This window comes from Hydrogenophaga sedimenti (assembly GCF_051857515.1).
Classification (GTDB): Bacteria; Pseudomonadota; Gammaproteobacteria; order Burkholderiales; family Burkholderiaceae_C; genus Hydrogenophaga.
The window spans coordinates 120830-134063 of record NZ_JBPZHA010000003.1; the positions used below are offsets into that span (position 1 = coordinate 120830).

The window sequence follows — 13234 nt, forward strand, 5'->3', positions numbered from 1 at the left end:
GCGCGCCCCCCTCAAGGGGGCGGCACTGGCCGTCCGGCAAAGCCGGCCCGGCGGTGCCCTTGGATGGCGCGGCGGTGTGCGAGATGTGCGGCGCTCCGGATGCACGGAGAACTGAGATGGCGCCCGATCCGCTGCTCCCGCTCTGGTCCACGCCGCTGGGCGTGCACCGGTTCGCGCAGGCCCATGAAGTCAACCCGCTGCTGGTGCGCGTGTTCCGCAGCCTGCGGACGACCGACGACAGCGCCGATCCGGGCGCCGCGTTCTACGCCAGCCGCGACGACCTGCTGCAGCGCGTGCGCCTGCCCGAGTGGGACGAACTGCTGCGTTTCCTTGTCGACGGCCTGCGCCAGACCGTGGCGCTGGCCAACCAGGGCGCCTGGCCCGAGGCCGCGCCGGGCCTGCAGATCGCGCTGCGTGGCCTCTGGTTCCAGATCGCCAACCGCGGCAGCCACCACGACGTGCACACGCACGGCAACTGCTCGTGGTCGGGCGTGTACTGTCTGCAGGTGGACGACAGCGCCCCGCGCCAGGCCCACCCGCTGCTGGGCGCCACCAACGGCGTGACGCGCTTCTACGGCCCGCACTTCAATCACCTGGGCGGCGCCCACATGGACTTCGGCAACGCCTACCTGCAGTCGGCACACCTCGACGTCGCCCCGCTGCCGGGCCAGCTGATCGTGTTCCCCTCCTGGCTGCCACACCAGGCCATGCCCTACGACGGCGCGGCCGACCGGGTCATCGTGTCGTTCAACGCCAGCGTGCACGCCGCGACGGGCAGCGACCAGCTGCACACCTACGGCCATGTCTGAACGCCTGCACCGCTCTGCTCTCGCCGCGCTGCGCCAGGCCGACGCGCTGGCGGCCTGGGTGCTGCTGGGCTGGCTGGGGCAGCGGCTGGGCTGGTCGTTCGCCAGCGGCGTGTGGCCGGTGGTGCTGTGGTGGGGCGTGCGCTGCGGTGGCGGCGTGTTCCTTGAGCGCGGCCCGTCGCCCCGTGTCTGGCTGGCAGGGGCTGCAGCGCTGCTGCTGTCGCTGACCGTGCTGCCGGCGGGTGGTGCGGCACTCCCGATCCTGCTGACCGCCGCCGCCCTGTGGGGTGGCTGGAGCGCGTCGCTCAACGCGGCCGCCGGCGCCACGGCGCCCACCCTGCCCGGCCAGGCCATGGGTCTGATGATGGGCAGCCTCTGGCTCAGCGGCCAGTGGTGCCTGGGCCCCGGCTGGACCGGTGCGCAGGCGGTGGCGCTGCACCTGGGCCTGATGGTGGGGGTGCCGCTGCTGCTGTCTGTACTGCGCGGGCTCGGCCATGAAATGCCAACTGGCGCCGCCTGGCAGCCGCCCGCGCTGCTCGCCGCCGGCGCGCTGCTGATGGCCTGGCCCGGAAGCACCGCCTGGCGGCTGGCGGGCATGGTGCTGCTGGTGCTGGCCTGGTCGCTGGCGGCACAGGGCACGGCACCGGCCCGGCATGGCGCCATCCCTCTGCCCGCCGCCCTGGGCCCCTTGTTGCTGCTGGCCGTGGGCCTGGCCAGTCCCACCCACGGCCCCGAGTCCCTGCAATGGGCCTACGGTGCGCTGGGTGTCCTGGCCTTGCTGACCGCACTGGCCGAAGGCCTGACCGATGATCCGCAGACACCGCCCCCGCTGACCTGGAAGGACGCCTCATGAACAGCCTCGACATCGATGTCATCCGCACCGCCCTCGACTGGCAGTCGCGCGGCCAGCGCGTGGTCATGGGCACGGTGGTGCGCACCTGGGGCTCGGCCCCGCGCCCGCCGGGCTCGCTGATGGTGATCCGCGACGACGGCCAGGTGGCGGGGTCGGTGTCGGGCGGCTGCATCGAGGACGACCTGATCGGCCGCGTGGCGCGCGGCGAACTGGCGCTGCGCCGGCCAGAGACCACCAGCTACGGCGAAACCGCCGAAGAGTCGCGGCGCTTCGGCCTGCCCTGCGGCGGCACGGTGCAGCTGGTGCTGGAGCCGCTCTCGCCCGCCTCGCAGCTGCGCGAACTGCTGGCCGCGATCGAGAACCACCAGCGCGTGCAGCGCCGGCTGGACATGGCCACCGGCGTGGCGCGCCTCACCCCCACCGACGAAGGCGACCGCGTGCGCTTTGACGGCCAGACCCTGACCACCGTGCACGGCCCCAGGCTGCGCCTGCTGATCATCGGCGGCGGCCAGCTCTCGCGTTACCTGGCGACGATGGCGGTGATGCTGGATTACCAGGTGACGGTGTGCGAGCCGCGCGAGGAGTACCACGAGGGCTGGGAGCGGTTGGAGGGCGTTACGCTGTCGACCACCATGCCCGACGACCTGGTGCTGGCGATGCGGCTGGACGAACACAGCGCGGTGGTGGCCGTGACGCACGACCCGAAGCTGGACGACCTGGCGCTGATGGAGGCGCTGCGCACGCCGGCGTTCTATGTGGGTGCGCTGGGCTCGCTGCAGAACAACGCGAAGCGGCGCGAGCGTTTGCTGGAGTTCGACGTGAGTGCGGAGGAGGCTTCGCGGTTGCATGGGCCGGTGGGGCTGAACCTGGGCGCACTGACTCCGCCGGAGATCGCGATGAGCATCGTGGCCGAGATGACGGCCATCCGCCGCGGCATGGACCTCTCGGGTCCGCTGAGCAACTGGTCGGGGTCGAAGACGGTCTGTCTGTCTTGCTGATTTTGCGTGTTTGCCTTCGGCGCTCGTGGTGTGTGGACAGGGGCAGGCGGTGCGGGTGGGCGTTCTCCGTCCCACGCTCGCGGGCGACGGCCCGGGTCCGCCGCCAGCGCTTCGTCAACACGGTTTCTGCGCACACCCGCACGGGCAACCGCGAATGGGGACTGCGCCCGCCCACCCGCACCGCCTGCCCCGAAGTGAGGTCTGAGCGAGCCGCCAGGAACGCCTTGGTGTCTTTGAGGCCGATGGCGGTGGCCCCGTGCGCAGGCACCATTCGCCGTTGCCACAGAGGCCGCGCGCCGGGCCGGTGTTGACGCAGTACCCGGTGCCTGCCCGGGCTGTCGACGGCGAGCGTGGGCCGGAGCACGGGGCCACCGCCATCGGCCTGCGCGAGGTGCAGGCAAGGGCCGGCCAGCCGACCAACCAGTCAGCGAGTCAGTCGAACTTCCAGTCGGCCGCCACCGCCTGCCCCACCCGCAGCACCAGCCCGTCCCCCTCCAGCACGATCGCGTTCATGCCGAAGGTGATGGCGCCGTTCAGCCGCGGGTCCTGCCGGTAGGCCTGCAGCGCATCGCTGACCGCCGGGGTCGAGGTGGCATTGGCCGGATCGATGTTGGGAATCGGGCAGCGCGCGCAAGGCTTCACGTTCTCCAGCGCCGCCACGCCACCCTCCGCCTGCACCCGCCAGGCGCCGATGCGGTCCTCGTCGGCCGATTCGACGCCGCCCAGCACGATGTTCGGCCGGAAACGCCGCAGGTCCACCGGCGCTTCACCCGCCTTCGCCAGCCGCGCATTCAGCTCGTCCAGCGACGCCGTGCTTGCCACCAGCACACCAAAACCGTCGGCAAACTGCGTCACCGACTCGCGCCCGCCGGTCCACTTCGCGCTGCACAGCCGCTTCACCTCGGGATCGAAGCGAACCAGCCGCAGCTTCTTCAGGTCTTCGGGCGCCTCCGGCCCCAGGAAGTCGGAAAACCATTGCGCCGCCAGATCACCCATGTCCCAGGCGTCGACCTCGTCGTCCCAGACCCGCACCCGGCGGGCGAACTCGACACCGTCCAGCGACAGGTGCAGCGCCAGCATGCCCGGCGCGCGCAGCACCAGCTGGTCGAGCTTGAAGGCCGGCTGGATCAGGGCCATGCGCGGCAGCTCGCGCTGGGTCACGAACTCGCCCTGGGCGTCCACCACCATCCAGGCGCGGTCCCATTCCAGGCCGGTCGGGGTGAGCAGGGCCTGGTCCAGCCGCAGGCCGGCACAGGACTTGACGGGATAGATCCAGAGCTGGTCGATGCGGGCCTGCAGATCGGGGTCGGTCAAAGCATTCATGCCCGGATTGTGGCCTGCTCCTAAAATCCCGGGATGGCTCTCCCCTCCCCGTCCCCGGCCGCATCCCGGCGTTTTGATGTGTGTATCCGTGGCGCCGGCGTGGTCGGCCAGACGCTGGCCCTGCTGCTGGCGCGCGAACGCCTGAAGGTCGCCCTGGTGGCCGCACCCCGCCCGGCCAGCACCACACCCGATGTGCGCGCCTATGCGCTGAACGCCGCGGCGCGCGATCTGCTGGCGTCGCTGCGGGCCTGGCCCGAGGCCGACGAAGCCAGCGATGTCACGCCCTCTGTCACCCCCGTGACCCGCATGGAGGTGCACGGCGACGACGGCGGCGACCTGAATTTTTCCGCCCACGACCAGGGCGTTGCGGCGCTGAACTGGATCGTCGACGTGCCGGCGCTGGAAAAGCGGCTGGCCGATGCGGTCGGGTTCCAGGGCGGCATCGAACGCGTGAGCGAACCCGTGCCTGCGCCGCTGACCGTGATCTGTGAAGGCAAACGCAGCGCCACCCGCGCCGATCTGGGGCTGGAATTCGACGTCCGGCCCTACCCGCACAAGGCGATTGCCGCCCGGCTCACCACCGAAAAGCCGCACGGTGGCGTGGCCCGGCAGTGGTTCGAACGTGGAGAAATCCTCGCCCTGCTGCCGCTGGCGGGTGAATCGGGGAACTCCGTGGCCCTGGTCTGGTCAGTCCCGGTTCAGCAATCCGAAGATTGGCTCCGCGCAGAACCGCAAGCGCTGGCACAGGCGGTGCAGGAACGTTGTGGTCAGGTGCTGGGCGACATGCAACTGGATGGTCCGGCGCAGGCCTGGCCACTCGAACTCTCCCGCGCCCGGCGCTGGATCGCACAAACCGCACAAGGGAGTGTGGCGCTGGCCGGTGACGCGGCACACGCCATGCACCCGCTGGCCGGGCAGGGCCTGAACGTCGGACTGGCCGATGCGGCGGAACTGGCGCGCGTGATCCACGAGCGCGAGTTCTGGCGCGAACTGGGCGACCTCAGGCTGCTGCGGCGCTACGAACGCGCCCGGCAGGCCGAAGTCACCACCATGGGCTGGCTCACCGACGGCCTGTTCGGCCTGTTCGGCCAGACCGACAGCCGCGTGCAGGCTGTGCGCAACTGGGGCATGAGCGGCGTGGACCGTCTCGGACCGCTGAAACACTGGCTGGCCCGCAAGGCCATGGGCCAGGTGGCCTGATCCGCTGCCGGCTTTCTTTCAACTTCACGCCTCAGGCAATCCCATGAAACTTCTGACCCGATCCCTTGTTGCCGCGGTGCTCGCCATCGCGGGCCTGGGCGCTTTCGCCCAGGAGGCGATCATCCGCAAGAACCTGGCGGAGCGCTACCCCAACCTGCCCAAGATCGACGAAATCAGCAAGACGCCCGTCCCCGGCCTGTACGAGATCCGCCTGAACCAGAGCGACATCATGTACTCCGACGAACAAGGCAATTTCCTGATCCAGGGCAGCCTGATCGACACGCGCACGAAAACGGACCTGACCGAAGAGCGCCAGTCCAAGCTGTCTGCCATCGACTTCAAGGACCTGCCCTTCAAGGACGCCTTCACCATCGTGCGCGGCAACGGCAAGCGCAAGCTGGCGGTGTTCGAAGACCCCAACTGCGGCTACTGCAAGCGTTTCGAGCGCGACCTGGTCAAGATCGACAACGTGACCGTCCACGTCTTCCTCTATCCGATCCTGGGTGGCGACTCGCCCGAGAAGTCGCGCAACATCTGGTGCACCAAGGGCGACAAGGGCAAGATCTTCCTGGACTGGATGACCCGCGACGTGATGCCGCCCGCAGCCAACTGCGACGCCACCGCACTGGGCCGCAACCTGGAGTTCGGCAAGAAGTCCCGCATCACCGGCACCCCGACCCTGATCTTCGCCAACGGCGTCCGCGCGCCCGGCGCCCTGAGTGCCGACCGCGTCGAGAAGCTGCTGGCCGACGCCAAGTAAACCGCCACCCTCCATGAACTTTCCCCTGCACGATCCCGACGACGCAGCGCTTGCGCGCACCCTGGGCCAGGCCGGTCTGGTGCCCTTTGTCATGCTGGCTGTCCTGCTGTGGGTGGTCGACGTGCGGCTGCAGGCCTGGGTGGCGATCGCGATGACGGCCTACGCCGCGCTGATCGTGTCGTTCCTGGGGGGCATCCACTGGGGCATCGGCTGGCTCGGCGGCCGGCACGAGCAGGGTGTGCCGCACAGTCCGCACCACCAGCGCAACCATTTCCTCTGGGGCATCGTGCCCTCGCTGATGGCCTGGCCCGGCCTGCTGATGCCGGCGTTTGCGGGGCTGGCCTGGCTGGGCTTCACGCTGATCCTGTGTTACCTGGCCGACCGCACGCTGTACAAGCGCGCCGGCCTGGAGGCCTGGCTCACGCTGCGCTTTCGGCTCTCGGCGATTTCTTCGCTGAGCTGCTTCGTCGGCGCGGGGGCGCTGTGAGCCGCGCCCGCCCCGCCGCACCCGCCCTGCGCTACCGCGTCGAGGCCCTGAACCACCGGGCCCACCTGTTCGCGGTCACGCTGGAGATCGACCGCCCGGCCAAGGCACAGAAGCTGGCGCTGCCGGTCTGGATTCCCGGCAGCTACCTGGTGCGCGAATTCGCGCAGCACCTGCAGCACCTGCAGGCCTCGCAAGGCGGCCAGCCGCTGGCCGTGAAGCAGCTAGACAAGCACCGCTGGCAGGTCGACAACGACGGCCAGCGCACGCTGAGCCTGCGCTGGGAGGTCTACGCCTTCGACGCCTCGGTGCGCACCGCCTTCCTCGACGCCACGCGCGGCTTCTTCAACGCCACCAGCCTGTGCCTGATGGTGGCCGGCCGCGAGGACGAGCCGCACGCGCTGGAGATCGTGCCGGGTGACACACCCGCCGGCTGGCAGGTCGCCACCGGCCTGAGCGCGGCCGAGGTGGACGCCAACGGTTTCGGCCACTACCTGGCGCCCCACTACGACGAGCTGGCGGACTGCCCGGTCGAGATGGGCAGCTTCTGGAGCGGCGAATTCAGCGCCTGCGGTGTGCCACACCGCTTCGTGGTCAGCGGCACGGGCGGCTGGTTCGACGGCCAGCGCCTGCTGGACGACACGCGCCGCATCTGCGAACAGCAGATCCGCTTCTGGCACGGCGATGGCAAGCCGCCGTACGAGCGCTACGTGTTCATGCTGCACGCCAGTGCCGACGGCTACGGCGGGCTCGAACACCGCAACTCGACCGCCCTGATCGCGCAGCGCAGCGACCTGCCCAAGGTCCGGAAGAAGGACGACAAGCCGGCCGCGCTCAAGGCCACGGACGGCTACACCACGCTGCTGGGCCTGATCAGCCACGAGTACTTCCACACCTGGAACGTCAAGCGCCTGCGGCCGGCCGAGTTCAAGCGCTACGACTACAGCCGCGAGAACCACACCGAGCTGCTCTGGTTCTTCGAGGGCTTCACCAGCTACTACGACGACCTGATCCTGCGCCGCGCCGGCCTGATCGACGACGCAACCTACCTCATGCTGGTCACCAAGACCATCAACCAGGTGCAGCAGAGCCCGGGGCAGCGCGTGCAGAGCGTGGCGCAGGCCAGCTTCGACGCCTGGACCCGCTACTACCGCGTCGGCGAGAACACGCCGAATTCCACCATCAGCTACTACACCAAGGGTGCGCTGGTGGCCATGTGCCTCGACCTCACCCTGCGCGCCGAAGGCCACAGCTCGCTGGACGCCGTGATGCGCGCGCTCTGGCAGCGCACGCAGGGCGGCCCGATGCGCGAGGCCGACCTCGCGACCGTGCTGCGACAGCTGGGCCAACGCAGCTTCGCCAGCGAACTGGCGCAATGGGTCCACGGCACCGACGACCTGCCGCTGTCTGCCCTCCTGGCCGCGCGCGGCGCCAAGGTGCACCAGGACAAGACGCCGCTGGCGCAACGCCTGGGCCTGCGGGTGGCGGAAAACGGCGGCCTCACGGTGAAGAACGTGCTGCGCGGCGGCGCCGGCGAAGCCGCCGGTCTGGCGGCCGGCGATGAATGGCTGGGCGTGGAGTTTCCGCCGGCCAAACGGGGCCAGCCGGTCGAAGCCTGGCGCGTGCGCAAGCTCGACGAGATCGACGGCCTGCGCGGCACCCGCACCGCGCTGACCGCCCTGGTCGCGCGCGACGGCCGCCTGCTGCGCTGCCCGCTGACCTGGCCCGACGACAACGCACCGGGCACCACCGCCGTGCGCCTGACGGTCGAGGACGCGGTCAAGCTCGGCGCCTGGCTGGGTTGAAACGCCTCAGCGCTTCCTGAGGTCGACCACCCGCTTGGCCTTGCCCTGGCTGCGCTCCACGCCGCCTTCGGGCCGCAGCTCGATCTCGACGCTGGAGCCGACAAAGACCTTGATCTCGTGCCGCAGCAGCGTGGCGGCGGCGCGGGCCTCGATGCTCTCGGGCGAGAGACCCGGCCGGGTCTCCACCGCCACCGTCAGGTTGTCCATCGGCCCTTCGCGCGTCAGCACGCACTGGTAGTGCGCCGCCAGCTCCGGCCGCTTGAGGATCAGCTCCTCGATCTGGGTCGGGAACACGTTCACGCCACGCACGATCATCATGTCGTCGCTGCGGCCGGTGATCTTTTCCATGCGGCGCATGGTCCGCGCCGTGCCGGGCAGCAGGCGCGTGAGGTCGCGCGTGCGGTAGCGGATGATGGGCAGCGCCTCTTTGGTCAGGCTGGTGAACACCAGTTCGCCCAGCTCGCCGTCGGCCACCGGCTCGCCGGTCTCGGGGTCGATGATCTCGGGGTAGAAGTGGTCTTCCCAGATCGTCGGGCCGTCCTTAGTCTCGACGCATTCGTTGGCCACGCCCGGCCCCATCACTTCCGACAGGCCGTAGATGTCGACCGCATCGATGCCCATGCGCTGCTCGATCGCCAGCCGCATGTCGTTGGTCCAGGGCTCGGCGCCGAAGATGCCCAGGCGCACGCTGCTCTCGCGCGGGTCCAGCCCCAGGCGATCGAACTCGTCGGCGATCGCCAGCATGTAGCTGGGCGTGACCATGATGATGTCGGGGCGGAAGTCCTGGATCAGCTGCACCTGGCGCTCGGTCTGGCCGCCGCCGAAGGGCACCACGGTCAGGCCCAGTTTCTCGGCGCCGTAGTGCGCGCCCAGGCCACCGGTGAACAGGCCGTAGCCGTAGCTCACATGCACCATGTCGCCCGGCCGCGCACCGCTGGCGCGGATGCTGCGCGCCATCACCGTCGCCCAGGTGTCGATGTCCTTGAGCGTGTAGCCGACCACGGTCGGCTTGCCGGTGGTGCCGCTGCTGGCATGGATGCGCGCGCACTGTTCGCGCGGCACCGAGAACATGCCGAACGGGTAGCTGTCGCGCAGGTCCTTCTTGGTGGTGAAAGGGAACTTCGCGAGGTCGGCCAGCGACTTGCAGTCGTCGGGATGCACACCCGCCTCGTCGAACTTGCGGCGGTAGACCGGCGAGTTGGCGTAGGCGTGGCGCAGCGTGCCCTGCAGGCGCTTGAGCTGCAGCGCGCGCAACTCGTCGACGCTGGCCTTCTCGATCGGTTCGAGCGGAAATGCTTTCATGCGCCCTCCTCCTCCGGAAAGACGGTGCCGGGGATGACCGCGCTCTTGCCGCGGAACATCGCCACCACCTCGCCCTTCTGGTTGGTGACCTTCATGTCGTAGATGCCGTGGCGGCCCTGCAGGGTCTGTTCCAGGCCTTCGCAGGTCAGCACATCGCCCGCGTGCGCCGGCTTGAGGAACTCGATGCTGCAGCCGGCCGCGACCGCGTTCTTGTTGTGGCTGTTGCAGGCGAAGGCGAAGGTGGAATCGGCGAGGGTGAAGATGAAACCGCCGTGGCAGATCTGGTGGCCGTTGAGGTGCAGCGGTTTCACGGCCATGCGGATCACCGCCCGGCCCGGTTCGACCACCAGCAGCTCCATGCCCATGGTGTCCTTGCTGGCCACGTCGACGGCGAACATGGTCTCGCCGACCCGGGATGCACGTTCTTGCGGACCCATCATTCCCCCTTGAACTGCGCCGGGCGCTTCTGGCGGAACGCCATCACGCCTTCGATGTAGTCGTGCGTCTGGCCCAGCGCCGACTGCGTGTCGCGCTCCGCGTCCAGCTGCTGGTTCAGCGTGCGCGTGGAGGCGTCGCGCAGCAGCGCGCGGGTGGCCAGCAGCGCCTTGGTCGGCATGGCCGCCAGCTTGCCGGCCATGGCCAGCGCCGCTTCCAGCGGGTCTTCCTGCACGTCCCAGATCATTCCCCACTCTTTCGCCTGCGCCGCCGGCAGCTTGTCGCCGGTCATCGCCAGCGCCATCGCCCGCGCCAGCCCCAGCCGCTCGACCAGGAACCAGCTGCCGCCCGCATCCGGAATCAGGCCGATCTTGCTGAAGGCCTGGATGAAGCTCGCGCCCGGCGAAGCGATGGCGATGTCGCAGGTCATGACCAGCGAGGCACCCGCGCCGGCCGCCACGCCGTTGACCGCGGCGATGGTCGGCATGCGCAGCGACTGCAGGCGGCGCACCGTCGGGTTGAAGGCCTGGTCGATCACCGGGCCCGGGTCGGCACGCTTCACGAGATCGGGGCCGGGTTCGAAGTCGAACTCCGCGAGGTCCGCGCCGGCGCAGAAACCCCGGCCCGCACCGGTGATCACCAGCGCGCGCACCGCCGGATTCGCCTCGGCGCGGTCCAGTGCGGCCCAGAGTCCGCGGTGCATCTGGCGCGTGAAGCTGTTGAGGGCGTCGGGACGGTTGAGCGTGACCAGGGCCACGGCGCCGCGTTCTATATAGAGAACGCTGGCCTCTTCGGTTGCGGGGCTCATGAAAAGCTGTCTCCTGTCGTTCTGGAACGTGGCATTCTGGCATTAACCGACCCATCGGTCGGTTAATGTTTTCCCTTGGGTGGCCCGGCGACAGACGGGCGGCTATAGTTGACGTTTACGTCAATCATCCCCCACCACCCGAGGACACACCATGAGCGAAAACGCCAACCCCGAACTGATCACCGTGCGCACCGAAGGCCGCGTGGGCATCGTCACCCTGAACCGCCCCAAGGCGCTCAACGCGCTGAACGACCAGCTCATGACCGAACTGGGCACCGCCCTCAAGGCCTTCGATGCCGACGAGGGCATCGGCTGCATGATCATCACCGGCAGCGAAAAGGCGTTTGCGGCCGGCGCCGACATCGGTGCCATGGCCAAGTACACCTTCGCCGACGTCTACAAGGGCGACTACATCACCCGCAACTGGGAAACCATCCGCAGCGTGCGCAAGCCCGTGATCGCCGCCGTCAGCGGCTTCGCCCTGGGCGGCGGCTGCGAGCTGGCCATGATGTGCGACTTCATCATTGCGGCCGACAACGCCAAGTTCGGCCAGCCAGAAATCAAGCTGGGCATCATCCCCGGCGCCGGCGGCACGCAGCGTCTGCCGCGCGCGGTGGGCAAGAGCAAGGCCATGGACATGGCGCTGACCGGCCGCATGATGGACGCCACCGAGGCCGAGCGTGCCGGCCTGGTCAGCCGCGTGGTGCCGCTGGACAAGCTGATGGACGAAGCCCTGGGCGCCGCCCTCTCGATCTGCGAGTTCTCGCTGCCCAGCGTGATGGCGGCCAAGGAGTGCGTGAACCGCGCCTTCGAAGGCGGACTGGCCGACGGCGTGATGTTCGAGCGCCGCATGTTCCACGCCCTGTTCGCCACCGACGACCAGAAGGAAGGCATGGACGCCTTCGTGAACAAGCGCAAGGCGGCGTTCAAGCACGGCTGAGCCCGGACCGCCTGACGACGTTGAAAGGTGGCACCCATGTGGCTGGTAGGTCTCATCGTGCTGTGTGGGTCGGCCCTGCTGGCACTGACGCTGGCGGGCCTGCTGGCCCTGCTGCACACCGCTTACTGGTACGCAGCGCCGCCTTTGTCCCCGCAGGCACAGGCCTTCGAGGCAAGCGCCCAGAATTTGCCGTCCTCGCCGGACAACGCCTACCGGGTGGAGGGACTGTTCGCGCCGGCGGCGCTGGACTCGCTGGCCTACGGCAAGTGTGCCCACCCCTTGCTACAGCTCGCCAAGGACGATGAGACCCAGAGGCAAGCTGGTCTGGCGCGCTGCGCCCAGGGCCAGCCAACGCTGACCCTGCCGCCCGCACTGGAACAGGCCAAGGTGTCGCCCGCCTGGACCGAGCGGGAATGGCTGGCGCTGGCACAGGCCGTGCCCGACGACACGCTGCTCGCCAGATCGAAGGCGATTGCCGCCGCGGGCCCGCGGAGCTTCGGCTACCGCTATCTGGACCCGCTGCCGCCGGTCCGCCCTCTGGGTGCGTTGAACCTGTGGCACAGCGCCCACGCCCTGGCCCTGTGGCGACAAGGCCGGACCGCCGACGCGGTGTCGGCGTTTGAGGGCGCCGTCGCGGAAAACCTGCAGTCGGCCGACGACACGATCCTCGAAGCCATGTTCTCCGTGCGCGGGCTGAGCGAGAACCTGCTCGCCCTCCAGCGCGCCCTAGCCCAGTCACCACCAACGGACGAGGCAATCACCCAGCGCCTGCGACAAGTGCTGGACGCGGTAGACAGCATGCCCGCTCAGGGTGTCAAGGCCATGGATGCGGAATGGAGGTCGTATTCCTCTGCGGTCGATTTCGAGGAACTGTTCAAGCAGTCGGACCGCCGTGGCGCCCTCGGCTGGGTCAAGACCGTCCGCAATCATCTGGCGTTTCGAGAGGACACCCTCAACCGGTTGGCCATCCAGTTCGGGGACGCCCGCCAGCGGGTGCTCGCGGGTGCCCAAGGCGCCTGGACGGATCAGAAACCGCCGGCTCCGGCCGACACCAACCCCTGTCCCGTCTTGGGCAACGCTGGGTATCTGTGCTACGCGGTCATGCCCAATCCCACCGGACGCTACGTGCTGGCCTCCACGGGCGACATCGCCATCGGCTACACACGCTACGGCATCCGCATCGCCGACGTCCGCAACCTCGCTGCCGCCACCCGGCTGACGCTGGAAGCCCGGCGGCAGCGCCTCTCCGGTGACGCGCTGACCGCCTTCGTGTCCAGCGCTCCGCCCAACATGCGGGACGTGTTCACCCGGCAGCCATTTGCCTACCACCCGGTGACGCACAAGCTGGGCGTGATCCTGCGGAACAAGAGCTCGGTGCTCGGCGAGCCCGGCGTCTACGAACTGGTTCTCTGAGCCAAGGCGGCCGCCGTGCCGGCCGTACATCTCGTTGCAAACACACCGGCACCGGTCAACCCCGTCCGGCCCGCTGGTTCGTTTCAGAGGCATCACCACCCCACCGG

General features: G+C 69.3%; 13 protein-coding genes. 9 read left to right on the forward strand and 4 right to left on the reverse strand.

The genetic code is table 11. From position 1 onward, the window contains the following. Nucleotides 1-116 precede the first annotated feature (116 nt). Genes ACS5NL_RS05705 through ACS5NL_RS05715 form a run of 3 tightly spaced genes read left to right on the forward strand, consistent with a single transcriptional unit; the run spans nucleotide 117 to nucleotide 2657 of the window. Complete coding sequence (locus tag ACS5NL_RS05705) at nucleotides 117-809, forward strand: TIGR02466 family protein (protein WP_439352682.1); 693 nt, start codon at nucleotides 117-119, stop codon at nucleotides 807-809. Further along, nucleotides 802-1659, forward strand: coding sequence for a hypothetical protein (locus tag ACS5NL_RS05710; protein WP_439352683.1), 858 nt, complete (start codon nucleotides 802-804; stop codon nucleotides 1657-1659). The genes ACS5NL_RS05705 and ACS5NL_RS05710 overlap by 8 nt, the downstream gene beginning before the upstream one ends. Continuing rightward, complete coding sequence (locus ACS5NL_RS05715; protein WP_439352684.1) at nucleotides 1656-2657, forward strand: XdhC family protein; 1002 nt, start codon at nucleotides 1656-1658, stop codon at nucleotides 2655-2657. Before ACS5NL_RS05710 ends, ACS5NL_RS05715 begins: the two co-directional genes overlap by 4 nt. A gap of 432 nt (nucleotides 2658-3089) precedes the next feature. On the opposite strand, the gene ACS5NL_RS05720 is transcribed toward ACS5NL_RS05715, so the two are convergent. Next, on the reverse strand, nucleotides 3090-3980 hold the full coding sequence (locus ACS5NL_RS05720; protein WP_439352685.1) for an MOSC domain-containing protein: 891 nt from the start codon (nucleotides 3978-3980) through the stop codon (nucleotides 3090-3092). A gap of 33 nt (nucleotides 3981-4013) precedes the next feature. Between ACS5NL_RS05720 and ACS5NL_RS05725 the strand changes: the two genes are divergently transcribed. Genes ACS5NL_RS05725 through ACS5NL_RS05740 form a run of 4 tightly spaced genes read left to right on the forward strand, consistent with a single transcriptional unit; the run spans nucleotide 4014 to nucleotide 8229 of the window. Next, nucleotides 4014-5180 (forward strand): FAD-dependent monooxygenase, encoded by a 1167-nt coding sequence (locus tag ACS5NL_RS05725; RefSeq protein WP_439352686.1) that lies wholly within the window; start codon nucleotides 4014-4016, stop codon nucleotides 5178-5180. A gap of 43 nt (nucleotides 5181-5223) precedes the next feature. After that, on the forward strand, nucleotides 5224-5940 hold the full coding sequence (locus ACS5NL_RS05730) for a DsbC family protein (RefSeq protein WP_439352687.1): 717 nt from the start codon (nucleotides 5224-5226) through the stop codon (nucleotides 5938-5940). Between the two features lie 13 nt (nucleotides 5941-5953). After that, the gene (locus tag ACS5NL_RS05735; RefSeq protein WP_439352688.1) at nucleotides 5954-6427 is read left to right on the forward strand and encodes a DUF3429 domain-containing protein; all 474 of its coding nucleotides are present in this window, start codon (nucleotides 5954-5956) and stop codon (nucleotides 6425-6427) included. Next, nucleotides 6424-8229, forward strand: a complete 1806-nt coding sequence (locus tag ACS5NL_RS05740) for a M61 family metallopeptidase (protein WP_439352689.1) — start codon at nucleotides 6424-6426, stop codon at nucleotides 8227-8229. Before ACS5NL_RS05735 ends, ACS5NL_RS05740 begins: the two co-directional genes overlap by 4 nt. A gap of 6 nt (nucleotides 8230-8235) precedes the next feature. Here the strand turns inward: ACS5NL_RS05740 and paaK are convergent, their stop codons facing one another. From paaK to ACS5NL_RS05755, 3 genes are read right to left on the reverse strand one after another with little or no spacing between them, the layout of a single operon-like run. Continuing rightward, complete coding sequence (gene paaK, locus ACS5NL_RS05745; protein WP_439352690.1) at nucleotides 8236-9531, reverse strand: phenylacetate--CoA ligase PaaK; 1296 nt, start codon at nucleotides 9529-9531, stop codon at nucleotides 8236-8238. Further along, entirely contained in the window at nucleotides 9528-9968 is a 441-nt protein-coding gene (paaI, locus tag ACS5NL_RS05750) for a hydroxyphenylacetyl-CoA thioesterase PaaI (RefSeq protein ID WP_439352691.1), read from the reverse strand. Before paaI ends, paaK begins: the two co-directional genes overlap by 4 nt. Further along, nucleotides 9968-10774 carry an enoyl-CoA hydratase-related protein gene (locus tag ACS5NL_RS05755; RefSeq protein WP_439352692.1) on the reverse strand — a complete coding sequence of 269 codons (807 nt, stop codon included), beginning with the start codon at nucleotides 10772-10774 and terminating at the stop codon, nucleotides 9968-9970. The genes paaI and ACS5NL_RS05755 overlap by 1 nt, the downstream gene beginning before the upstream one ends. 151 nt (nucleotides 10775-10925) lie before the next feature. Between ACS5NL_RS05755 and ACS5NL_RS05760 the strand changes: the two genes are divergently transcribed. Both ACS5NL_RS05760 and ACS5NL_RS05765 read left to right on the forward strand, forming a co-directional pair. Then, entirely contained in the window at nucleotides 10926-11714 is a 789-nt protein-coding gene (locus tag ACS5NL_RS05760) for an enoyl-CoA hydratase (RefSeq protein WP_439352693.1), read from the forward strand. Nucleotides 11715-11750: 36 nt separating this feature from the next. After that, nucleotides 11751-13127, forward strand: coding sequence for a hypothetical protein (locus tag ACS5NL_RS05765; RefSeq protein WP_439352694.1), 1377 nt, complete (start codon nucleotides 11751-11753; stop codon nucleotides 13125-13127). The last annotated feature ends 107 nt before the right edge of the window (nucleotides 13128-13234 follow it).

Excerpts from the sequence above, each read along its gene's own strand:
- ACS5NL_RS05715 (WP_439352684.1), top strand. The coding sequence starts at position 1,656 with ATGAACAGCCTCGACATCGATGTCATCCGCACCGCCCTCGACTGGCAG.
- ACS5NL_RS05735 (WP_439352688.1), top strand. The coding sequence starts at position 5,954 with ATGAACTTTCCCCTGCACGATCCCGACGACGCAGCGCTTGCGCGCACC.
- ACS5NL_RS05765 (WP_439352694.1), top strand. The coding sequence starts at position 11,751 with ATGTGGCTGGTAGGTCTCATCGTGCTGTGTGGGTCGGCCCTGCTGGCA.
- ACS5NL_RS05760 (WP_439352693.1), top strand. The coding sequence starts at position 10,926 with ATGAGCGAAAACGCCAACCCCGAACTGATCACCGTGCGCACCGAAGGC.
- ACS5NL_RS05730 (WP_439352687.1), top strand. The coding sequence starts at position 5,224 with ATGAAACTTCTGACCCGATCCCTTGTTGCCGCGGTGCTCGCCATCGCG.
- paaK (WP_439352690.1), bottom strand. The coding sequence starts at position 9,531 with ATGAAAGCATTTCCGCTCGAACCGATCGAGAAGGCCAGCGTCGACGAG.
- ACS5NL_RS05720 (WP_439352685.1), bottom strand. The coding sequence starts at position 3,980 with ATGAATGCTTTGACCGACCCCGATCTGCAGGCCCGCATCGACCAGCTC.
- ACS5NL_RS05755 (WP_439352692.1), bottom strand. The coding sequence starts at position 10,774 with ATGAGCCCCGCAACCGAAGAGGCCAGCGTTCTCTATATAGAACGCGGC.
- ACS5NL_RS05725 (WP_439352686.1), top strand. The coding sequence starts at position 4,014 with ATGGCTCTCCCCTCCCCGTCCCCGGCCGCATCCCGGCGTTTTGATGTG.
- ACS5NL_RS05710 (WP_439352683.1), top strand. The coding sequence starts at position 802 with ATGTCTGAACGCCTGCACCGCTCTGCTCTCGCCGCGCTGCGCCAGGCC.
- ACS5NL_RS05705 (WP_439352682.1), top strand. The coding sequence starts at position 117 with ATGGCGCCCGATCCGCTGCTCCCGCTCTGGTCCACGCCGCTGGGCGTG.
- paaI (WP_439352691.1), bottom strand. The coding sequence starts at position 9,968 with ATGGGTCCGCAAGAACGTGCATCCCGGGTCGGCGAGACCATGTTCGCC.